General features: G+C 39.6%; 18 protein-coding genes. 8 read left to right on the top strand and 10 right to left on the bottom strand.

The features are described 5' to 3' along the window. Positions 1-3 precede the first annotated feature (3 nt). Complete coding sequence (locus WAE64_RS06775) at positions 4-1,128, top strand: Kelch repeat-containing protein (RefSeq protein ID WP_340235493.1); 1,125 nt, start codon at positions 4-6, stop codon at positions 1,126-1,128. Positions 1,129-1,196: 68 nt separating this feature from the next. On the opposite strand, the gene WAE64_RS06770 is transcribed toward WAE64_RS06775, so the two are convergent. From WAE64_RS06770 to WAE64_RS06735, 8 genes are all read right to left on the bottom strand, one after another. Continuing rightward, on the bottom strand, positions 1,197-2,996 hold the full coding sequence (locus WAE64_RS06770) for an acyl-CoA dehydrogenase family protein (protein ID WP_340235492.1): 1,800 nt from the start codon (positions 2,994-2,996) through the stop codon (positions 1,197-1,199). A 134-nt stretch (positions 2,997-3,130) separates the two neighbouring features. Continuing rightward, on the bottom strand, positions 3,131-3,904 hold the full coding sequence (locus WAE64_RS06765; RefSeq protein WP_340235491.1) for a hypothetical protein: 774 nt from the start codon (positions 3,902-3,904) through the stop codon (positions 3,131-3,133). A gap of 108 nt (positions 3,905-4,012) precedes the next feature. Next, positions 4,013-5,467 carry a nicotinate phosphoribosyltransferase gene (locus WAE64_RS06760; RefSeq protein WP_340235490.1) on the bottom strand — a complete coding sequence of 485 codons (1,455 nt, stop codon included), beginning with the start codon at positions 5,465-5,467 and terminating at the stop codon, positions 4,013-4,015. A 17-nt stretch (positions 5,468-5,484) separates the two neighbouring features. Continuing rightward, a complete protein-coding gene (locus tag WAE64_RS06755) occupies positions 5,485-6,219 on the bottom strand; it encodes a metallophosphoesterase (protein WP_340235489.1) in 735 nt (244 codons plus the stop codon). Between the two features lie 128 nt (positions 6,220-6,347). Continuing rightward, positions 6,348-6,863: an O-acetyl-ADP-ribose deacetylase gene (locus WAE64_RS06750; RefSeq protein WP_340235488.1), complete on the bottom strand. Its 516-nt coding sequence runs from the start codon at positions 6,861-6,863 to the stop codon at positions 6,348-6,350. Then, positions 6,863-7,273: a hypothetical protein gene (locus tag WAE64_RS06745; RefSeq protein WP_340235487.1), complete on the bottom strand. Its 411-nt coding sequence runs from the start codon at positions 7,271-7,273 to the stop codon at positions 6,863-6,865. The genes WAE64_RS06750 and WAE64_RS06745 overlap by 1 nt, the downstream gene beginning before the upstream one ends. A gap of 30 nt (positions 7,274-7,303) precedes the next feature. Next, positions 7,304-8,167: a ribose-phosphate diphosphokinase gene (prs, locus tag WAE64_RS06740; protein ID WP_340235486.1), complete on the bottom strand. Its 864-nt coding sequence runs from the start codon at positions 8,165-8,167 to the stop codon at positions 7,304-7,306. Between the two features lie 68 nt (positions 8,168-8,235). Beyond that, positions 8,236-8,937 (bottom strand): NUDIX hydrolase, encoded by a 702-nt coding sequence (locus WAE64_RS06735; RefSeq protein ID WP_340235485.1) that lies wholly within the window; start codon positions 8,935-8,937, stop codon positions 8,236-8,238. 203 nt (positions 8,938-9,140) lie between these two features. Between WAE64_RS06735 and WAE64_RS06730 the strand changes: the two genes are divergently transcribed. The 3 genes from WAE64_RS06730 (at position 9,141) to WAE64_RS06720 (ending at position 11,353) form a co-directional block, all read left to right on the top strand. After that, complete coding sequence (locus WAE64_RS06730) at positions 9,141-10,214, top strand: branched-chain amino acid aminotransferase (RefSeq protein WP_379976667.1); 1,074 nt, start codon at positions 9,141-9,143, stop codon at positions 10,212-10,214. A 45-nt stretch (positions 10,215-10,259) separates the two neighbouring features. Then, positions 10,260-10,661 carry a nuclear transport factor 2 family protein gene (locus WAE64_RS06725; RefSeq protein ID WP_340235483.1) on the top strand — a complete coding sequence of 134 codons (402 nt, stop codon included), beginning with the start codon at positions 10,260-10,262 and terminating at the stop codon, positions 10,659-10,661. A gap of 224 nt (positions 10,662-10,885) precedes the next feature. After that, the gene (locus WAE64_RS06720) at positions 10,886-11,353 is read left to right on the top strand and encodes a MarR family winged helix-turn-helix transcriptional regulator (RefSeq protein ID WP_340235482.1); all 468 of its coding nucleotides are present in this window, start codon (positions 10,886-10,888) and stop codon (positions 11,351-11,353) included. A 22-nt stretch (positions 11,354-11,375) separates the two neighbouring features. On the opposite strand, the gene WAE64_RS06715 is transcribed toward WAE64_RS06720, so the two are convergent. Together WAE64_RS06715 and WAE64_RS06710 are read right to left on the bottom strand one after the other, a co-directional pair. Next, entirely contained in the window at positions 11,376-14,777 is a 3,402-nt protein-coding gene (locus WAE64_RS06715) for a DUF559 domain-containing protein (RefSeq protein ID WP_340235481.1), read from the bottom strand. Between the two features lie 132 nt (positions 14,778-14,909). Continuing rightward, a complete protein-coding gene (locus WAE64_RS06710) occupies positions 14,910-17,480 on the bottom strand; it encodes a T9SS type A sorting domain-containing protein (protein ID WP_340235480.1) in 2,571 nt (856 codons plus the stop codon). A 152-nt stretch (positions 17,481-17,632) separates the two neighbouring features. Here WAE64_RS06710 and WAE64_RS06705 point away from each other — a divergent pair, with 152 nt between their 5' ends. The 4 genes from WAE64_RS06705 (at position 17,633) to WAE64_RS06690 (ending at position 21,713) form a co-directional block, all read left to right on the top strand. After that, entirely contained in the window at positions 17,633-18,295 is a 663-nt protein-coding gene (locus WAE64_RS06705) for an HAD family hydrolase (protein WP_340235479.1), read from the top strand. A 94-nt stretch (positions 18,296-18,389) separates the two neighbouring features. Further along, positions 18,390-19,547 (top strand): MFS transporter, encoded by a 1,158-nt coding sequence (locus WAE64_RS06700; protein ID WP_340235478.1) that lies wholly within the window; start codon positions 18,390-18,392, stop codon positions 19,545-19,547. A 230-nt stretch (positions 19,548-19,777) separates the two neighbouring features. Next, positions 19,778-20,842 (top strand): hypothetical protein, encoded by a 1,065-nt coding sequence (locus WAE64_RS06695; protein ID WP_340235477.1) that lies wholly within the window; start codon positions 19,778-19,780, stop codon positions 20,840-20,842. Positions 20,843-21,029: 187 nt separating this feature from the next. Continuing rightward, complete coding sequence (locus tag WAE64_RS06690) at positions 21,030-21,713, top strand: head GIN domain-containing protein (RefSeq protein ID WP_340235476.1); 684 nt, start codon at positions 21,030-21,032, stop codon at positions 21,711-21,713. Positions 21,714-21,763 lie beyond the last annotated feature (50 nt).

Raw genomic sequence — 21,763 nt, 5'->3', positions numbered from 1 at the left:
TTTATGAAAATCATACCTAAAATACTGTTGCTTGTTGTCATAATAGCTGGATTTGTTGCTTGCGACAAGAAAGCATCGGTGATAATAGATGAATCACCGACACGGGAGGAAGCACCGATTTATACGCCTGATTCGCCAATGTGGCGCAAATTAAACTCGCCCTTGAGTTATGCTTTTACCGAAGGTGTGGTAAGAACCGAAACCGAAAATCTCTATACTTGTGTAATGGGTAGACCCGATACTACCAACGACCACCTGGCTGTAGATAACAGAAGCCGTATTGATATGTATGGTAATATTGATGCGCAGACCGTAGCCACAGGAACGTACTCGCCTGATGGTAATTTCTGGAACATTAGAAAGATGGATGGGTTGCCACGTTTTTCGCCGATTTTGTTAGGGCCTTTTGCCGTATTTGGTAGAACCTCGGTAGAGTATTTTTCTTTATTTGGTTCAGGTTTTTCTTTCGACGAGAATTTTCCTGATGGTGTAAGTTATTATGTTGATGGCTGGATGCAAACAGATTTTAATCAGACAGGCGATATAGTAGGGGGGGCAGTTCTGACGGGATTCATGGCTAATAATGATGGATACTTTATTGAAAACAATACAGGGAGGCAGTTTTGGCACATGAACAGAATAAGGGTATATGAAAAACTAAAGCCTTTTCCGGGCGATTTTCTGGGTAAGTTTACCATGGCATCGGCAAAGGTGAATAAAAAGGAATTTGGTTTTCTGATTTTAGAAAGTGGGAGTGAGCAAATACCCACAAAACAGTTTTATCAATATGATGCTGATAACGATAGCTGGATTAAAAAAGCTGATTTTCCGGGCGAAGACAGGTACGAAGGTGTAATGTTTGGCATTGACGATAAAATATACTACGGCCTTGGGCAAAGCAAAACCGAAGCCAAGGGGTTCAGGGATATATGGCAGTATGACCCTGTTGCCAATACCTGGAATAAGTTTGCTAACTACCCTGGTAGTGGTAATATAAAGGTATCGACCGCTAAAGTATCAGGCAAGGTTTATATTGGCTTTGGATATTATGTAGGAGCTACAAAAATAAACACCGAGAAATATATTGGTGTAACTGATTTCTGGGAGTTTGTGCCAAGTAGAAAATAAAAACCGTCTTCCAAAATGAAAGACGGTTTGTTGGTTCTTAGTTATTGATTATTTGAGCTTTAAAATCTTTAGAATATATATTTATTCGCCTCAATCATTGCTTCTGCTACTCGGCGGCGTGCATTTTTGAGGTTAAATGGTTCAATCTTCGTGAAACGTTTCAAGCCCATCAGCATTACTCTTAGTTCGTCGCCTTCGGCAAACGAAGTAATGGCTTCACGGCCTGCGTTGTTAACTCTGTTTACGGCTTCGTGCAGGTAAATCATGGCCATGTCTTTTTGTAAAGCTACGGCTGCTTCACCTTTGGTCGTAATCAGTTTTTCTACTCTCAATAGCGTTGATTCAGCTACATAAATTTCAATAGTCATATCAGCTAGATTCATCAGAATCTCTTGCTCGCTTGAAAGCGACATCATGAATTTCTGTACTGCTGCACCTGCTACCATCAAGGCTGCTTTTTTCAGGTTTTTCAATACTTTCTTTTCGGCTGCAAATATGCTTTCGTCGTCAGAAGCACCAAAATCAGGAATCGACATGATTTCTTTAGCTACGGCCATTGCCGGAGTCATCAGGTCTATTTCGCCTTTCAAGGCACGTTTCAAAAGCATATCGATAATCAACATACGGTTGATTTCGTTGGTGCCTTCAAAAATTCGGTTGATGCGGGCATCACGGTAAGCACGCTCCATTGGTGCATCGGCTGAATAGCCCATACCGCCATATATTTGTAAGCTTTCGTCTACTGTATAATCAAGTACTTCAGAGCTGTGTACTTTCATTACGGCACACTCAATCGAGAATTGCTCCAAAGCTTTTAGTTTAGCTTCGGCATCGTTTAATCCTTGATTCTTTAAATCTTCAATGGCATCGTCAATATTTTGTCCGGCTCTGTAGTTAGCAGTTTCAGAAGCAAAAATGCGAGTAGCCATTTCGGCTAATTTATATTTGATAGCCCCAAAAGTGGCAATTGAAACACCAAATTGTTTGCGTTCGTTGGCATAATTAATGGCATGCGCCAAAGAACCTTTTGCGCCACCAATTACAGCAATACCCAATTTGATACGACCAATATTGAGGATATTAACGGCAATTTTGAAACCATTCCCACGGCTCGAAAGCATGTTTTCAACAGGCACGTGGCAATCGTTGAAGAAAATCTGACGGGTATCAGAGCCTTTGATGCCTAGCTTATGCTCAGGCTCATTCATGGTAATACCCTCAGTAGTTTTTTCAATGATAAAGGCCGTCAGGTTTTTATCATCATCAATTTTGGCAAAAACAATAAACAAATCAGCGAAGCCACCATTGGTAATCCACATTTTTTGTCCGTTGATGATATAGTGTTTACCATCGGCCGATAGCACAGCTTTCGCTTTACCTGAATTGGCATCTGACCCCGAATCAGGCTCAGTTAAGCAATAAGCTGCTTTCCATTCGCCTGTAGCTAGTAAGGGCAGATATTTGGCTTTTTGCTCTTCGTTACCATAGTAAACGATAGGCAAAGTACCAATGCCCGTATGGGCCGATTGTGCAACTGAAAACGAATGACCTTGTCCCAATGCCTCTGCTACAAGCATAGAGGTATTGAAATTCATACCGAATCCGCCGTATTCTTCGGGTACTGCTGTACCTAATAAGCCCAATTCTCCGGCTTTTGTCATCAACGACGACATCAACTCAGGTGATTTGGCATTATCAATCTCGTTCAGACGTGGGTGGATTTCTGTGCGTAAAAAATCACGACAGGTTTCGGCAATCATTAGTTGTTCTTCTGAAAACTCTTCTGGAATGAAAATCTGATGTGCTTCTACATCTTTTATCAAGAACTCTCCTCCTTTAATAGAGGCCTTATTTTCAGTTGCTACCATAGTATTAATTTTGAAATTTGGTCAGAATCGATGGTATCACGCAATTGTTATGCGTGCATACTGTTACAAAGATAAAGAATTTTGAAAATATTATGCAAGCATACTATTGATTTTTTTTAAGGTATTTATTAGGCTTATTTTTTCCTTACTAAAAATAGGAGGGCGGGACCATTCTGGTAGACGGGCTTTTCGTCAGCATCGTTAATCTGCTTTAGTTCAAAAAGGGTAAGTGTATCGTTTTTAGTACTAAAACCGTATTGGTCAGCTATTTCTCGGTTATTGAGCACAATCAGGTCGCCACTTTCGTTGGCGGCACAATCGCCATTGATACAGATGGTGTAAGTAAGGTATTTGTCCCACCCTTTTATCTGCCCAAAACGGTCGAACTGCACTGTTGTGGTAGAATCGCCCGTTGGTAAATTCCATGAACCCTCTAATAACTTTTTGTTAATAGCAGGAGCAAAAGCCATAGCAGGTTTAGCACTCTTGTCAAGCAGGCTATTATCAGCTCTTACGAACGTATAAGTGCGGTTAAGGTCTTTGTCAAAAAATGAAAGCGTATTTCTCGTAGGGTTGTAAATGATTCTGGTTATGGGGTCATGGTTGAGTTTCAGGCTAAGTGTATCGCCGCTTCTTGTGAAAGGCAGCGTAAAGGTTTCTACCTGACCATTAAAAATCGTAATGGAATCAGGAGAATTGCTACTTAACAAAATTTCGGTAGCATAAAACGGAAACTGAGCTGCTACACCTTGTGGCGATAAGGTTTTATCAAGTGTTATTAAATAGTCACGACTAATCCAATGTCCTGTTATGTTTGAAAATACTTTTTCTTTTTCGTTGCTGCTTATATCACAGGCATTTAGTAAAATAACAAAGGCAGATAAGAACAGATAACAGAGTTTTTTCATTGAAATATGGGTAAGTGTTTCTGAGGGCAAATATACAATTAGAAAGGTATTGAAAGGCAATAAAAAATCAGCTAAGCGTATCTTAGCTGATTAATATTATTCAAAATGTCAGGCTTTTATTCGTTTTCTGATATTTGCTAACGTATCATCTATCAATAATTTACCATCTCTGAAAACCTCTCGCAACTCGCCTTGCTTTTCTTCTTCCCAAGTGCATTGGTCTTTTAACTGATAGTTTCCGCCTTGGTCTTTGTAAATTTGTATCAATCCCTTGGCCGATTTCTTCGTGCCATCGTCGGTGATAGGGTCTTTGTAAATTTCCCGACCTTCGCCGTTTACTTCACCATAGGTGGCCTTCATGGCAAAGCCGAAGGTGTCACGGGTGTTGTATTGATAAGTGTATGAGCCAACACCTAGCACAACATTGGTAGAGGCAAAGCCTTTTTGCTTTAATCGCTCGCAGATTTGTGTAGCTCGGGCAATATTGATGCTATCGCCATAAATAGCGCCTATTGTAGGCAATAATTCCTTGTAGCCTTTTGCATTGGTAATGCCACCGAAAGTATCCCACAATAACTCAATAACCCCTTTCTTTTCTTCAATGGTTTTTCCGTCAGGATTTCCACAGATAATATCCACAGGGTCGCCCGAATCCGGTCGAATCACTACTTTGCCGTTTCTATTTACTATTTCCTCTTTTAAGGCAGGTAAATATTCAGTTAATACTTTCCACAAATCCCAGGTGTCAGACACGATTGAAACAATACCTTTCGGATATACTTCTGTAATCAGGCGTTTAAAGGTTCCAAATTCTCCTTCATTAGTGCCCATGCACATCACAGAGTGCTCGGTTGCTGCTACAGAACCACCCACAAGTTCGGTGTCTGAATTGGCATTGTAATAGGTTTCCAGAAAATTGATTGTCGGAATTGTATCCGTTCCGGTAAAACTCAATAAATGCGCTGCACCCGAGGTAACGCTGGCTTCAATGCCTCCCATGCCTCGCATTGAGAAATCATGCGCTTGCCAATCAACAAACTCAGAGACTGATGAGGTTTCTGCAGCATATTTATCTAAAATAGTGCGGTATTGTTTAGCTATGGTAGCAGATGTACAAGGTACCCAAACTGATGTTGAAAGCAGGGTTTCAAAGTAGTTTGTGAGCCAGAAAAACTCCGGTTTGGTGTTGTACATCGTAAACATAGGCACTCTTATAGGCACGCTTACGCCCTCAGGCAAAGCCTTAAAAACCATAGGAATATAACCTAAATCATGCAAATCTTCAATATGCTTTGTGCCTACCTGGTTTTCGCCCAGATAATTGTTGATAAAACGTGCATATTGTTTCACAACAACCTCTTTGGGTTGATTGAAAAAATGCTGAGTGAAATCTTCAATGATATATTTTTTAAGAAAATATTGCAGCCCAAAAAATACTACTTCGTTGATATTTTCGATTCTGCTTTTTCTGGGAGTCCAGTTTGAATAAACTAAAGTAGTACCTGTAGGGTACTGTCGGCGATGGTCTACTTTATAACCATCGGTTAATAATAAAGGATTCATGGCTTTTGTAATTTAATTTATCTATTTCTACCTTTTTCGTTCGGATACAAACTCACCAAAGTGTCACTTTGCCAGAACTCTTTGGTATCAATATCCATTATTGTAAGGCTGCCTGTAAAGGCAGCACCGGTGTCTACATTCCATACATTGCAGCCATTCATCGGGATTGTAACATCATAATTAAGGGTAGGGGTATGGCCTATGAAGATTTCTTTGAACAACAATAACCTTTTCGGATAGAGCTTTGAATCTTTCGTGATGTGTTTATGCATCGTCAAAGCCATTTCCCAAAGTGTTCTGTCCCACTTGAAATTAGATTGGTGAAATTCCTGTGCAGGGCCATGCATAGAGGTGAAACCTGCATGAACAAAGAGCCTGTTTTGCTCATCTACATAATAGAGTCTCATTCGTTCGAAGAAATTCAGATGTAGTGCATGCTCAGCATCGTTTAATGATTCATAGCTTTTTAGGGTTGACTGCCCACCATGAAACAGCCAGGTTTTATCTAAAATATGCTCTTTTAACCAATCTTCACACCACAAGTCGTGGTTCCCTTTTATGAAGATACAAGTCTGTTTTTGCTCTAATTCAATAAGAAACTGAATTACCTGCGCCGATTCGCCCCAACCATCAACATAATCACCTAGAAAAATAAGCGTGTCTTGTGCTGTGACTTCTGCTCGTGCCAGTACTTGTTTCAATGCCTTTAAGCCTCCGTGAATATCGCCTATAACTAAGGTTCTGGGTTTCATAAGTTCTTCTCTCGTTGTCAATTCAATTTTAAAACTAATGCAGTAATTGAAAGATGCTAATAACTATGGCGGAAAAAGTGAGCGTTTTTTTATTAGCTGGCTTAGATGCCCAAATAGAACGCTATTATTTAAATTAACTTTTCATATATCTCATAATTCTCTTCATCAAAACAGATAAAACTTACTTCTTGAATAGTCTTGTTTTCTATTTCGAGAAAAGCTTGTACTGTCTGAATGGCTATTTCGGCTGCTTCCTCTTTCGGAAAATGATAAATTCCTGTACTGATATTGGGGAAAGCAATGGTAGCTACATTCAGTTCATTGGCTATTTTTAGTGAATTATGATAGCAATTGCTTAATAGTTCTCTTTCTTTTTTCTTTCCTCCGTTCCAGATAGGCCCAACAGTATGAATCACGTATCGGCAAGGTAATAAGCCACCGGAAGTGTATACTGCTTCTCCCGTTTTACAACCTCCTTGTCGGTTTCTGATTGCAATACATTCTTCTAAAATCTTTGGACCTCCTTTTCTATGAATTGCTCCATCGACACCGCCGCCACCTAATAGAGACGAGTTAGCCGCATTCACGATAGCATCTGTATCTGATACAGTAATATCACCTTTGATTAATTTTATTGTTGCCATTATTGTATACGATTTGCTACTACTCTAGTTGCTTCATCAGTCTTTGAAGCATCAAATTGTTTACTCACAAAAACTTTTATGATTTCTATATCCCCAATTATTTGATTATTAAAGGCTTCTAATTCTTCTGAAGGCACCCATAGCTCTTCATGTATTTTGGCACCGACATTCTGAACAGGATATTGTTGTAAATATGCTGTTGGTAAAGAGAAGGCTGTTACAATGCCACAATAACCCGAAAACTCATCGTTAGTATTCCATTCTAAAGCTATTTGCTCGGCGTATGCCTGATTCAAGACGGGATAAAAAATAGGTTGCCAAGTTAAACGAGGCGGGAATTTTTTGTACCCACTATCAATAATCAGTTGTAGCTCTTTTAGTCCTATGGGTCTGTATAATGTGGTTTTCATTGTTTTTTAAATTATACTTTGAGCTTATTATTATTGTGCGTTGCGTTTTTCTTCCCAATATAAAGCTCTAAATGCAATCTGCTCAACACCTTCTCCTTCAATATCCTTCACTGAATCAGTAGTGAATATCTTTGTAAAATGTGGCGTCAGATTTGCCAATCCTTTGCTAAATATCCCGTGACTGACTGCTAAGTAGAGCTTTCCTGCATTTTTCTTTTTCAACTCTTCTGCCAATCCTATAAAAGTTGCTCCACCGTCGCAGATGTCGTCTACTATCAGGCAATCTTTACCTTCTAAATCATCAGTATAAACTTTAAAGCCTGATAATTTTCCGGTTTTTACATCTCTGCTTTTAGCGCATTCTACAACCTCAACACCACCCAGATATTCAGAAACTTTATAGATTTTCTTTAAAGCACCTCCATCCGGTGAAATTAGCAAGGTATCGTTTCCGATGTTTTCTATTACCTTTTTGATAAAAGCATGGTTTGGTATTACCTCGCAGTTATTCAACACAGCTGGCGTAACCTCCGAATGTGGGTCAAAAACGCTTACTTTACTTAATTGCAAAGCATTAATAATATCGGCATATACTTTTACGCTTAGGGACTCGCCGGCAACCATTACTCTGTCTTGTCGAGCTGCCGGAAAATAGGGAATAAAAGCGTTGATTTCTTTTACACCCATGCGTTTGAGCGCATCAACTGCTACACACAAAAGCCCTAAATCGTTGAATGAGTTTAAGCGGTGGCTAATTGTTACGGGCTCTACAGTATCAAAATCAGGACGTATTTTGATGTGTGGTTCTCCGCCTGAAAAAGTGAACGCTTCAAACTTAATGCTCTCAGATTCTGGGAACGGATTAAAGTTTGTATCTAAATTAAGTGTTTTCATGGATTTGTGTAATTTTTACGCAAATATAAATACAATAAAATTTCAGTTCAAAATATTTTGTGTAAAATTTACGCAAATTTTATTTCAAAATGAAAACCTTCGTCTAAAAGCTGGTTATATTGGTCTTTATTAAACTTGAATAGGCGGGCAGGTCGGCCGCTTCCTGTGCTAGCCGATAGCGTGTTTGTTTCTTCTACTATGCCGAGGCTGAGTATTTTCTTTCTGAAATTCCGTCGGTCAATGTCTTGTTCTAAGATAACCGTATAGAGACTTTCGAGGTCAGAGAATGGAAACTCATCAGCTAGTAAATCGAAGCCGATTGGTTGGTAAGCAAGTTTATTTTTGAGCCGCTGGTGTGCTACTTTTATAATCTCGTTGTGGTCGTAGCCTAGTTTGGGTATGCGGTCAATGGCAAACCATTGTGCTTCTTCGGCATCGGTATCGTTCTGATGCACCAGCGCAAAATTGTTAGGGTTTACCAATGCAAAATAAGCTACTGATATAACCCTGAAACGTGGGTCTCGGTGAACATCGTCGCCAAAAGTGTAGAGTTGCTCCAGATAATTTACTTTTATGCCTGCTTCTTCCTGTAATTCACGAGTTACGGCTTCCTTCAGCGATTCTTCTTTTAGCACGAAACCACCCGGCAAAACCCAAGTGCCTTTCATCTGCCCAAACTTCTGCTTTACCAGCAGCACATAAAGGGTGTTTTGCTGATAACCAAAAACAATTGCATCGACGGCTACTTTAATTTCATTTGTTTCAGACATACTCACGGAGTCAATATTTACGCAAAAGTAGCGAAAATAGCAAATATCAGTATGGAAATAGCCTGTTTTTTGAACCAGAGGCATTGACGAAATTAAAAAACTTGTCTTAACAACTATTTTTGCATTTTTCCTTGACAATGTGGTATATTATTTGTTGTTTCGCAAATAAAAAAAGTTATTTGAGTTTATATTAATTATAGTTTATCATGACAGAGACATTGAACTTCGACGTTACGACGGTTACTGAAAGCAGAATTAGTCAGTTTGACCCTAATAATATTGTATTTGGCTCACTCTTTACAGACCACATGCTCGTGGCTGATTACATTGATGGGCAATGGCAAACGCCTAAAATATTGCCATTTGGTGAGATTAGCTATAACCCGGCCCTAGCTGTATTGCATTATGGACAGGCAATTTTTGAAGGAATGAAAGCTTTCAAAAACGATAACGACGAGGTGTTGATGTTCCGTCCACAAGAAAACTGGAAACGCTTTAATATTTCGGCCGAACGTATGTGTATGGCACAAATACCGGAGGAAATCTTTATTGGTGGCCTTGAAGAATTGTTGCGTTTAGATGCTGCTTGGGTGCCAAAAGGAGAAGATAATTCGTTGTATCTACGTCCATTCATGTTCTCGAGCGATGTGTATTTGGGAGTTCGCCCATCACAAAACTACCGCTTCATGATTATCATGAGCCCTGCTGGTAAATATTACTCTACACCTCCGAAAGTGAAAGTAGAAACAGAATATATCCGTGCGGCTGCGGGTGGTGTTGGTTATGCAAAATGTGCAGGTAACTATGCGGCATCGTTGTATCCGGCTAAATTGGCGCAAGAGCAAGGTTATACACAATTGTTGTGGACAGATGCCCTTGAACACAAATATTTTGAAGAATCGGGTACCATGAACGTAATGTTTATAATAGATGGTAAGTTGGTTACCCCTGCTGTAAGCAGCACTATCTTGAAAGGTATCACCCGTGACTCGTTGATACAATTGGCGAAATCGCTAGGCTTGGAGGTTGAAGAAAGAAAAGTATCGGTAGAAGAAGTAATAGCAGGTATCAGCAGCGGAAGCGTTACTGAGGTATTTGGAGCCGGAACAGCCGTAGTAGTTTCGCCGTTTGCTGCCATTGGTTATAACGGAGAAGATTATGTATTACCAGAAATTACTGAAGAATCTGTTTCATCGAAATTGAAAAAGGCTTTGAATGATGTTCGTACAGGTAAAGTTGACGATACATTCGGCTGGGTTTGGAAAGTAAACGCTTAATGTAATTTAGAGAAAATTCAGGTTAGTAGTATTTTGCAAAATTTTATGGAAGAACAACATCCAAATATTAAGCTAATCGGAGCTTTTTTTTCAGCATATGCTGAAAAAAATTATGATAAAATAGGTGAAGTCCTTGATGAAAATATAAAATGGCATATTCCTGGAACACATCCATTAAGTGGAACAAAAGTGGGAATTGAATCGGTTTTAGAATATTTTCAACAATTAGGGAAAGGGCTATTTAAGGCAGAACCGATAGTTATGGGTGTGAATGAAAATTTTGTAATCGACTGTCATAGAAATTGGAGTAATCTTGAAAATGAAGAGAATCTGAATAATATGTATTGTCTTTTGTGGAAAATTGAAAATGGTAAAATTGTCGAAGTACATAATTTTCCTGAAAATCAGCAAATAGTTGATTCATTTTTCTCAAAATTGTATAGTTAATAATGTTTTAATGAATTGAGTATAAAACAACCTCGAAACCAGACATTTTTCTGATTTTTCGGGGTTGTTTGCATATCTACAGACTTATATATAATCCGTTTTCTTTCAATGAGATAAGCCTCTATAAGATCAGCCTCATGTTATTCTCAAAATAATTTTTGCAACAGTATGCCTGCATACTGATTTTTTTCTACATTTGTGGTTACCCGAAGCAAAAAATATAAATGAGGAAGGAAAAAACAATAGATTTTTACATAAAATGGGCTTGGCATGCTATTTCACGTATGTACAATGCCTATGCAAGCCAATATGATATTACGATGGCCATTGGCTATGTATTGCTAAACATTGATTCAGAGAAAGGGACACCTGCCACAAAAATAGGCCCTTCGATAGGTATGGAACCCCGAAGCCTGACCCGTATGCTGAAAACGCTGGAAGAAAAAGGCTGGATTTACCGTGAGACCGATGCCGACGATAAACGCTTTGTAAAGGTGTATCTGACAGAAGAAGGCAAAAAGAAAAGAAACTTTGCCCGGGAAGGTGTAATTATATTCAATAAAAAGATTCAAGAGACAATACCTGCCGAAAAACTAGCTGTTTTTTTTGAGGTAATCAAAGAAATAAATAGCATGGTAGATGAAGAGAACAGCAAAGTAAAAGAGAATATTATATTTGAAATAATGCCATAAAAATAAAACTCTGACCTTCTGGTCAGAGTTTTATTTTTTCTTTCAGAAAATCTGCAGTATAATTATTTTCTATTTTTACCATTTCTTCGGGTGTTCCTTCAAATGTCAGATACCCGCCTTTTTCGCCACCCTCAGGGCCCAAATCAATAATCCAGTCGGCCGATTTAATAACTTCCATGTTGTGCTCAATAATAATCACCGAGTCACCCTGGTCAACTAAAGCGTTGATGGCTTTCAGTAACTTCTTGATGTCGTGGAAATGCAAACCTGTTGTCGGTTCGTCAAATACAAACAAGGTTTTTCCTTTATCTGCATTGCCTTTGCTCAAAAAGAAGGCCAGCTTAACCCGCTGTGCTTCTCCACCCGATAGCGTACTTGACGATTGACCCAAACCAATATAGCCCAAGCCTACATCTTGCAGCGGTTGCAGTTTTTCGGCCAGTTTAGGGTCGCTTGCTCTAAAGAAATCCAAGGCTTCATCGACCGTCATGGCAAGAATATCAGAAATATCCTTCTCATTATATTTTACTTCCAGAATTTCTTGCTTGAAGCGTTTTCCATGACAACTTTCGCATTTCAGACGCACATCGGCCATAAATTGCATCTCGATGGTTTGCTCACCTTCACCCTGACACGCCTCACAACGCCCACCGTCAACATTGAATGAGAAAAAGGCTGGTTTATAATCACGTGCTTTTGAGAGAGGCTGGTCGGCCATCATCTGTCTGATGTAATCATAAGCCTTGATATAGGTAACCGGATTAGAACGTGATGATTTACCGATAGGGTTCTGGTCAACCATTTCTACCTGAGTAATTCTATCTAGTGAGCCTGTTAAATCGGTGTATTTCCCTGCCTCTTCGCTGTATTCGCCTTTCAGTCGGGCTATGGCGGGGAATAAGATTTTTCGTACCAATGTCGATTTCCCCGAGCCACTCACGCCTGTTACAACCGTAAGCGTTCCTATCGGGAATTTTACGTCTAATTCTTTCAGGTTATTTTCTCTAGCACCTTTTATTTCAATAAAGTCGGTAGGTTTTCTTCTTTGAGCAGGCACTACTATCTGGTCTTCGCCCGTAAGGAAGCGGATGGTGTGGCTAATAACCCCACCCCGACCCTCCCCAACAGTGGGGAGGGAGTTAGCGGTAGAAATGTCTTCTTTTATAGAGACTGTCTCAAAATCAGGAATTTCTTTTAGTTTCTTTTTGATTTCCTCTATTACAGTTTGTGTGTTTTCAAGCACTTCTTTATTTGAAAACCTTACTACCGTAAATCCACTAGTATTTAAGAATTTTGTTCTGGCTTTGTCATATTCTTCAAAGTTTTCATGTATATCGCCATCTACTTCAATAACCAGATTCTTTTCAAGACACACAAAATCCGCAATGAATGTTTCTATAGTATGTTGTCGTCTGAATTTATAACCTAGTTTTTCTTTTCTTAGATTTTCCCAAAGCAGTTTTTCTGCTTCTGTCTGGTTTTTGCGATTTTCTTTGGCGAAATTTTTAAGAATTTCCCAGTCTTTAGGATTGGTATGATAATAAGGCTCTGCATAAATATGGCTGCCTCTGTTGACTGCCTCACCATCAGATTTAATAAAAGTAACTGCGTCAGCAGTATTAACTCCCTCCCCACTGTTGGGGAGGGTTAGGGGTGGGGTTACTTTTTCTTTCAACCGCTTAATATCCTCCCAATTACCCTGAAAAATCAGATTGCCGCCTTGTGTTCCGGCATCGGGGCCGATGTCAACAATTTCGTCGGCAGCCATCATTACTTCTTCTTCATGCTCTACAACTACTACGCTATTGCCTAAATCTCTTAACGATTCTAATACACCAACCAGTAAACGGGTATCTCTTGGGTGTAAACCAATACTTGGTTCATCAAGAATGTACATAGAGCCAACCAAGGCACTGCCCAGCGAAGTGGCCAGTTTGATTCGCTGAAACTCTCCGCCCGATAAGCTGGACGTAAGTCGGTTTAAAGTAAGGTAGCCTAAACCAACACGCTCCATAAAATCGAGGCGACTTTTAATTTCAATCAAAATTCTTTTAGACACACCATGCTGATAGTCAGGTAGCTCCAGTTTTTTGAAAAACTGTACTACATCAGAAATTGGCATCAGCACTATATCTGTAATAGAAACTCCGCCGATTTTTACATAGGCTGCATCTTTGCGCAAACGAGAACCCCGACAATCAGGGCAATCGGTGCGGCCTCTGTAGCGAGAAAGCATTACTCTATACTGAACCTTATGTACCTGGCTTTCAATATCAGCAAAGAATGCATTTAAACCTTGAAAATATGAGTTGCCCGTCCAGAGCAAATCTTTTTGCTCTTGTGTCAGGTCTCTGTAAGCTCTATGAATCGGGAAGTCGAAGCGGATACCGTTTCTAAGCAAAGGCGCTACCCATTCGCTCATGCGTTCGGTTCTCCAAGGGGCAATGGCACCTTCAAAAATCGAAAGGTTTTTGTCTGGAATTACCAAATCTGGGTCTATGCCGAGTATCTTGCCAAAACCTTCACAGCGTTTACATGCACCATAAGGGTTGTTGAATGTAAAAAGGTTTACGCTAGGCTCTTCAAAACTTAGCCCGTCTAATTCAAATTTATCAGAGAAAGTACGTTTTTCTTTACCTATTACATCTATAATACATTCGCCTTCTCCTTCAAAAAAAGCTGTTTGAACCGAATCTGAAAAACGGAATTGGGTATCTTCATCGTCATGTTTTACAGTATTCCTGTCAATCAGAATTTCTATTTTATGCTTTTGCTCATCAATTTCCAACTCACCCTCAAGTATCTCTTCAATCTGTTTTATTTCTCCATCAACCAACACACGGGTATAGCCCTTGTGTAGTAGCAGGTCGAGCTCTTTCTTAATGTTTCGGTCTTCTTTAATTTTTAATGGTGTAAGCACCATTACTCTTGTGCCTTCTTCGTGCCAGAGTATAAAATTAACTACGTCTGTAACCGTATCTTTTTTTACTTCCCGGCCCGTAACTGGCGAGTAGGTGATACCGATGCGAGCAAATAAGAGTTTGAGGTAATCGTATATTTCGGTAGTAGTACCAACCGTTGAGCGAGGGTTTTTAGTAGCTACTTTTTGTTCGATGGCAATAGCTGGCGATACCCCCTTGATGTATTCAACATCAGGCTTCTCCATACGGCCTAAAAACTGGCGGGCATACGAACTAAGACTCTCTACATACATACGTTGCCCCTCTGCAAAAAGTGTATCAAAAGCTAATGACGATTTCCCACTGCCTGATAAGCCCGTAACAACTACTAATTTGTTTCGTGGAATAGCAACATCAACATTTTTTAGGTTATTTACTTTGGCTCCTTTAATGATAATGAATTGCTTGGGGTCAAGCCCATCCACATCAGGATATTTTATAAAACTACTTGAAGAATTTTCCATGCAGAAAAAGCCTGTTCTTCTGTAGAAGAGTGCAGGAATTGATAATTGGATTTATATAAATATCGTAATCAAAACTATATAAACGAGGCAAAACCTCATCTATTGTAACCAAATATTGGCCGATATAGTTCTTTATTTCTGAGTAATAATTATCCGGTCGGTTTTCTCAAAATCGGCGTGTTTTATTTTTACTATATAGCTGCCATTCTGCATTTTTCTTATGTCAATTCCCTTACGCTCGGTTGTGTCATCCATCTTATGCACATAAATCAATTTGCCGGAATAATTGTAGAAACTCAGTTCTATGTTTTTCAGGTTTGCTTTGGTTTCAAGGTATAAGAAATCGTATGCAGGATTCGGGTAAAGCGTAACTTCGTCTTCAACTAATTTTAAAGATAAAGCAAAAGATTTTGAAGGGGCCGACTCACAGGTAATTGTCTGATTATTACCCAATTGGTAAGTTCTAAGCACAGAAACCTGATAGTTGCCATCATCTTGTATTTTGAGAGATGGTACTCTGCTTGTAGTAAATTTGTTGTTTTCTTTTATCCATTGAAATTGCTCCGATTCGCCGATATTTACATTTAATGCACGCAAGGTGTAAATGCCAAGTCTGTCTATATCAGGCGATGGCGGTGTTTGTTTGATGCTTGTTTTCTGAATGTCTGACTCCCGAACACAGCCAAAAGACGTAATGGCTTTGACGCTAAAAGTATAATCTCCAACCGAATCAACCGAAATTTCACGTACAGTGCTGTTATTATTCCAGAGAATGCTTTCGTTGGTATCGGTACTAAGTTTAATCGAAACACCTTTGCAGACCACAGTATCGGGCGATACGACAATTCGGGGTTTAACAGGGAGCGGGTTGATTCTTACGCCTACACTATCAGACACCTCATTACAGCCAAAAGAATTTGTTGCGGTTACGCTGAAATTATATACCCCAACCGAATCTATTACAAATGCATTGTTGGTGATATTATTTGTCCAGAGCAAGGTTTCATCACTATCAACACTTAGCCTGATAGTTGTCCCCTCACAAACCGATGCATTAGGCGAAATAGCAATTTGTGGTTTAACAGGAGCAGGTTTTATATTCACCGCAACAGTATCAGAAATAGCCGAGGCACAACCAAACTGATTATAGCCTGTTACAGTATATTGTCCGCTGTTGTCAGCCGCTATCTGTGGCGAATCAGCACCAGTGCTCCAACGAAAATTGTTAAACTCAGGCCCCGTAGCTGTAAGATTAATGCTTGTTTGCTTGTTTACACAAAACTCTAAATCTCCCTGATAAGTAATTTGCGGTTTTTCGACCGGATACATAAAGTTTGTGTTAACACTAGGCACCAGTAATTGATTACCTTGATAATCTCGTACATTAACCGAATACGTACCCTTATCGACCGTTATCTGATTGCCCGATTCTCCGTTCGACCACCGATAAGCAGCCAGATAATCGGGTAAAGTAAGTGTAGCCTGATTATTGGGGTTACAGGCAACGTTTATATCAACAATAAAGCGAGATAATACGGGGCGGGAATTCCGGAAAAAATTGTCGTCTAAATAGGCATCCCAATTTGCAGCCAATACACTAAGCCCATAGCTTCCCGGTACATTTTTAAAATGCACTTGGTCGGGTCTTGGTATTTGTAAGTCGTCGGTATAAGGGCCCGGAAAAACATTATTACCGGGGCGGTCGATAACCCTATTTTGCCCTCCTATAATCTGCGGGTTTGATGGCTGCTGATAGGTAAGAGAGGTACGGGCAACCACCCAACTTAAATCTCCGCTGAACTGGCTACGGGTAATATCAATTAATGTCTGCAGATTGGAAGAATATTCTTCAGCCGAAAGCCTGTAAGGATAGTTATCTGTTTCTCCCTGTAGCCACAGTAGGGAGCGCACTCCAAGTAGTGCTCCATAATAGTGTAAGGTATTGCGCAGATTGGTGTAGGGTAAGCCTTTGGGCATTACTTGACCAAATATATTGGTTGTAGGTATGCCTTGGGCACTTTCACGCCAGTTAATTACCGAAACGCTTAATTCGCCGGCATTAAAAAACATGATGGGTACATTCAGTTTTTTAGCTAATCTATCACCCAATTCGCCATAGCACCAAGCTGTATTTCCGGCAGGGGCTATGTCAACTTCAGCTTCTAAATGAACAAAATTGAGATTTTTAGGTAGCGGATCTAAAACAGCCTTATTGCTGAAATTAATAGCATTTACTCTGTCATCAGTTGCTCTCAAAACATTGTTGCCAGGTAGTTCTGATAGGGGAAGACCCGACGCATTCGATTGCCCCAAGGCTATAAAAACTTCACCAATACCCACTCGGTCGACAGTAATGGTTTGGAGTACATTATTATCTTTTATTGCTCGTAACTCCATTGTGTACCAGCCACCAAAACCTGTGAGCCTACCCGAAAAATAGCCTGCCCTGGGATTATCTTGTATAGTTGTCCAGTCAACGGCTACACCTTGACCTTCTGAAACGGGTATCAACCTCGCCTCGATTTTATCGACAGGTTGAGAGTAATTACCTAAAATATTAATGAAGCCTATATTATCGTTGTTTCGTTGAAATACGATTCTATTGGTGGGAAATGAAAGAGAAATCTGTGCAAAAGAGTGTATTGTAAAGAGAAAGCCACAAAAAGTTAAAAGGTGTTTTCTTTTAACAACTTTTAGAGTCATAAAAAGCATGGTCAATAGTTTTAGCAGGTTGAATGCAAAAATAAGATTTTTGCCCGACATATTGTCAATCGGGTATCATTAATAGTAAATAAATGAGTAGTAAACACGAGGTAAATGCCCTAATTTTGCAAAAAATAATGAATTATTAAGTATTGGAAACATCGTTCGCAGTAATTTTTGATATGGATGGTGTCATTTGTGACACTAACCCTCACCACTCGCTTGCCTGGAAGGCTTTTCTGAAAAAGTTTGAGATTGACGCTACCGAAGAGGAGTTCATTGCTCACATGTATGGCAAAAGCAATAGTTATATTCTGAAATATTTTCTTAAAAGAGACGTGATAGGGGAAGAGTTTGCTTCGATGGAATTTGAAAAAGAAGCGCTTTTCAGACAATTGTATGAGCCGGAAGTAGTACCTATTGATGGCCTGTTGGCATTTATTGATGATTTAAAAGCCAATGGCGTAAAAACCGGAATTGCTACCTCTGCTCCTGTCGAAAACCTTGAGTTGATTTTAAGCAAACTGCCATTGGCCGATAAAATGCAATCATTATTATCAAGTGCCGATGTGATTCATCATAAGCCCAACCCCGAAGTATATCTGAAATCAGCGGCCAATTTAGGCATCCAGCCTGAGAATTGTATCATATTTGAAGATTCTCACGCAGGCGTGTCGGCCGGAAAAGCAGCAGGTGCAAAAGTAGTAGGGGTTTTGAGTACCTATAAAATAGAAGAACTCCCTGTCTGTAACGATTACATCAGAGATTACAAAGAGATGACCTATCAACGGGTAAAAGCCCTGGTAGAGGCATAAGCCTAATTGCCCAAAAATTATTTTACCAAAAGAGTGTATTATTAGTAGGCATACAAGTATTGTATATAGTATGTCTATTTGTTAGGTTTATTGTATGTTTAAGCACTTATCCACTTTTTTCTTTCATCGTCAGAGTTTAGCTGTAGCAATGGTTTTTACAGCTATGGGTATATTATTTGGTAGCTGGGCTACACTTATTCCGTTTATTAAGCAAAAATATGCATTAGACGACGCCCAACTAGGTTTGTTGCTGCTCTTTATGCCTCTAGGCTCGGCCGGTATGAACCCGTTTACGACTATCCTGATTAAGCGCTTTGGTATGCGCAACACTACCCTTGCCGGGCTGGTTTTTATGGCAGTAGTATATGCCATGCCCGTAAGTTTAGACTACCTGCCTTTGGTAGCTTTTAGCTTGTTTTTGGTGGGGCTTAGTATTTCTACTACCAATGTGGCCATGAATACCTGTGTTACAAGCCTTGAACATCAGTATGGAATTAACATCATGTCGACCTGCCACGGTATGTTTAGTGCGGGGCTTATGTTGGGGTCTATTCTGGCTAGTTTTACACAAGGCATGAAAATCGCTCCGGCGTATCATATGTGGTTGTTGGCCTTTAGCTTTATTTGTCTGGCTTTTTTCATCAGGCCGACGGTCATGAGTATCCATGAAGAAAAAATAGAGGATGGTGGTGGAGCAAAATTCGTGTTCCCAAAAGGTGCTTTGCTGTTAATGATATTGATAAGCCTTTGTACCAATATCACCGAAGGAACAATGGCCGACTGGACGGCGGTGTACATGAGAGACGTAGTACAAACCCAAGACTATTTTATTGGCTGGGGCTTGGCCGGATACTCGCTTTGTATGTCGGTGGGGCGCTTTGCAGGCGATGCTCTGATTCCTCGTTATGGTGGAAATTCTGTTTTAAAAATAGGAGGAGTTATAGCCGCTTGCGGTATTGTTATCGCAATACTTTTGCCTTACACAGCTACGGCAATTATAGGTTTTGCTATGGTAGGAGCAGGGGTATCATGCGGAGCACCAATTTTGTATGGCAGCTCGGCACGTGTGCCCGGCATGGCAAAAGGGGCTGGTTTAGCCACCATGAATACCTTTAGCATGGCTGGTTTTCTGGCCGGTCCGGTTATGATAGGCTTTGTATCTAAAAGCATAAGCTTACCATTTGCCTTTGGTTTAATAGCAATTTTAGCCTTTGTATGGGTGTTTTTGGTGAATAAAGTGAAGTTATATTAAGAAATACCTGTTTTTTTAAGGTTTGCCAAACTTAATGGAATGATATTTGTTTGGTAATTACAAGAGCAAAAGATAATCAGATAATCGATTGCCCGGAATACACACAAACGTCAACCTGCTTCATTTTGTATAATTACCATTAAATAAAATTTAGAGAAAAAGTTTTTTGTTCTAGTTTACACTCATTAATTTTATAATCGGAAAACAGAAAATATTAAAGCAGGATTTATATGAAAAAAATTATCTACTCTCTTGGTGTATGCCTTGTTGCCACTCAACTGCAAGCACAGGTATTTAACGGCACTGACTTCTACGTGAGTGAAGGAGCTGTTGTGAGTTTCAATACAGATGTAGTAAATGAAGGGAAACTTACAAACAACGGTAAAATACACTTCCAAAAGAATTTCGAAAACCTTAGCTCTGTAAAATCATCAGGTGTTGTTGTTTTTGATGGTAGCGCACCTCAAGTATTAAGAAGCTCAAAAGAGCTGGCTTTGGGTCAATTGTTCTTAGATAATGACTTGAAATTAGAAACTTCACTCCGTATCGACGAGTCGCTTTCTTTCCGCAGAGGTGTTATTGAGTCGTCGTCGCAAAACCCATTAGTATTTGGCGAAAACGGTAAATATAATGGTGCTTCAGACTTCTCACATGTAAAAGGTGTAGTAACTAAAGAAGGAACCGAGTCTTTCGAATTTCCACTTGGCGATGGTACTAATTTCCGCTCGTTCAGGGTAGCAAGAAGCAACGAAAGCCAAAAACTTACAGCTTCTTACTCATTCAGAAGCCCATTAAACGTTTCAGAACAAGTTTCAGAAGGTGTTGATGCACTTAACCAAAGCGAGTTCTGGTCGTTAAGATCAGAGTTGGCAAGAGGTGCTGCGCAGGTTTCTGTAAATGGTTCATCAGACCTAGACGGAATCGCTTTCTTAGATAAAGGTACTTGGTCAATGACCGAAGACGCTAATCTTTCGGCAGCAACAAACCTTAAAGATGGTACGCTTTTCACTTTAGCAAGAAGCCGTAACATTCAAGCAAACATTGGTGTATATCCAAACCCAACAGAAGGTGAGTTCTTCTTGAAACTTGCAGGTATGAACGAAAACGAAATGATTACTGTAGATATCACTAATCAGGACGGTTCTAAAATTATGCACAAAGAAGGTTTTGTAAGAGACCTACGCAAAGCATATACATTGCCTGAAAACCTACCTGCTACTGAGTTAACAGTTAGAGTAGTTAGAGAAGGTTCTTCTAAAAAAGCTTTATACCAAAAAATGATTTTGAATAAATAATCATTATTTGACAATATACAATCTTTCAGAACAGCCACCTTTTTAAAAGGTGGCTGTTCTGTTTTGGTGTGTATGTTATACAGGTGCAGAAGGATAAAAATATTTTACGAGAAATAATTGAGCCTGTATGCAACGTTTTTAAATTTTTATCATCTTATATTTAATTACAAAATAACTGTACAAAATCATGAAAAAACTATTCATTTTACTTACCCTTTTATCTACAGCAGTTTTTGCACAAGAATCTAAACGCTCATTCGATGTATCTAATTTCGAAAAATTAGATATGGGCAGTGCGTTTGTTATTACAGTTACCAAAGCCAATACTTATAAAGTAGAAGCCGCAGGCCGTGAACAAGACGTGAAAGATTTGGTTGTGAAGGTATCGAACGGTAAATTAAGCATTGGGTATCCGAATAACTGGGGTGGCTGGAAAAACCGTAAAGAAGTATATATCACCGTTACAATGCCCAAATTAGTAGGTGTTGATTTTTCAGGCGCAAGTAAATCTAAAGTTTCTGGTTTTTCGAGCGAGAGATTCAGCATCAATTTATCAGGGGCATCTCAGGGTAATTTCGATATAGATGCAAAAGAATTGGCACTAGATTGCTCTGGTGCATCAGGAATCACAATTACTGGCGACGGGAAAAGTCTGAATGCAGATGTATCGGGTGCATCGAGCGTAAACGCTTTTGATTTTAAAGTAGATGTAGCCAATGTTGATGCATCAGGTGCTAGCGGTGCAAAAGTATATGTAACAAGCAAAATTGTAGCCGAAGCCAGTGGCGCAAGTAATGTTCGTTATAAAGGTGGTGCTACTTCGGTGGTAGCCAATACCTCAGGCGCAGGTTCGGTGAAATCAGCTAATTGATAGTATTACAAGATATTGATATAACAGAAGAGGGGAGTTTTAGCTCCCCT

This window comes from Emticicia soli (assembly GCF_037860775.1).
Lineage (GTDB): Bacteria > Bacteroidota > Bacteroidia > Cytophagales > Spirosomataceae > Emticicia > Emticicia soli.
The sequence above is the reverse complement of the archived record's forward strand: the minus strand, read 5'-3'. Positions and strand labels throughout refer to the sequence as shown.

What these genes read in the sequence shown, in the direction of transcription:
- WAE64_RS06775 (WP_340235493.1), top strand. Translation starts at nt 4, where the DNA reads ATGAAAATCATACCTAAAATACTGTTGCTTGTTGTCATAATAGCTGGA.
- WAE64_RS06770 (WP_340235492.1), bottom strand. Translation starts at nt 2,996, where the DNA reads ATGGTAGCAACTGAAAATAAGGCCTCTATTAAAGGAGGAGAGTTCTTG.
- WAE64_RS06765 (WP_340235491.1), bottom strand. Translation starts at nt 3,904, where the DNA reads ATGAAAAAACTCTGTTATCTGTTCTTATCTGCCTTTGTTATTTTACTA.
- WAE64_RS06760 (WP_340235490.1), bottom strand. Translation starts at nt 5,467, where the DNA reads ATGAATCCTTTATTATTAACCGATGGTTATAAAGTAGACCATCGCCGA.
- WAE64_RS06755 (WP_340235489.1), bottom strand. Translation starts at nt 6,219, where the DNA reads ATGAAACCCAGAACCTTAGTTATAGGCGATATTCACGGAGGCTTAAAG.
- WAE64_RS06750 (WP_340235488.1), bottom strand. Translation starts at nt 6,863, where the DNA reads ATGGCAACAATAAAATTAATCAAAGGTGATATTACTGTATCAGATACA.
- WAE64_RS06745 (WP_340235487.1), bottom strand. Translation starts at nt 7,273, where the DNA reads ATGAAAACCACATTATACAGACCCATAGGACTAAAAGAGCTACAACTG.
- prs (WP_340235486.1), bottom strand. Translation starts at nt 8,167, where the DNA reads ATGAAAACACTTAATTTAGATACAAACTTTAATCCGTTCCCAGAATCT.
- WAE64_RS06735 (WP_340235485.1), bottom strand. Translation starts at nt 8,937, where the DNA reads ATGTCTGAAACAAATGAAATTAAAGTAGCCGTCGATGCAATTGTTTTT.
- WAE64_RS06725 (WP_340235483.1), top strand. Translation starts at nt 10,260, where the DNA reads ATGGAAGAACAACATCCAAATATTAAGCTAATCGGAGCTTTTTTTTCA.
- WAE64_RS06720 (WP_340235482.1), top strand. Translation starts at nt 10,886, where the DNA reads ATGAGGAAGGAAAAAACAATAGATTTTTACATAAAATGGGCTTGGCAT.
- WAE64_RS06715 (WP_340235481.1), bottom strand. Translation starts at nt 14,777, where the DNA reads ATGGAAAATTCTTCAAGTAGTTTTATAAAATATCCTGATGTGGATGGG.
- WAE64_RS06710 (WP_340235480.1), bottom strand. Translation starts at nt 17,480, where the DNA reads ATGACTCTAAAAGTTGTTAAAAGAAAACACCTTTTAACTTTTTGTGGC.
- WAE64_RS06700 (WP_340235478.1), top strand. Translation starts at nt 18,390, where the DNA reads ATGTTTAAGCACTTATCCACTTTTTTCTTTCATCGTCAGAGTTTAGCT.
- WAE64_RS06695 (WP_340235477.1), top strand. Translation starts at nt 19,778, where the DNA reads ATGAAAAAAATTATCTACTCTCTTGGTGTATGCCTTGTTGCCACTCAA.
- WAE64_RS06690 (WP_340235476.1), top strand. Translation starts at nt 21,030, where the DNA reads ATGAAAAAACTATTCATTTTACTTACCCTTTTATCTACAGCAGTTTTT.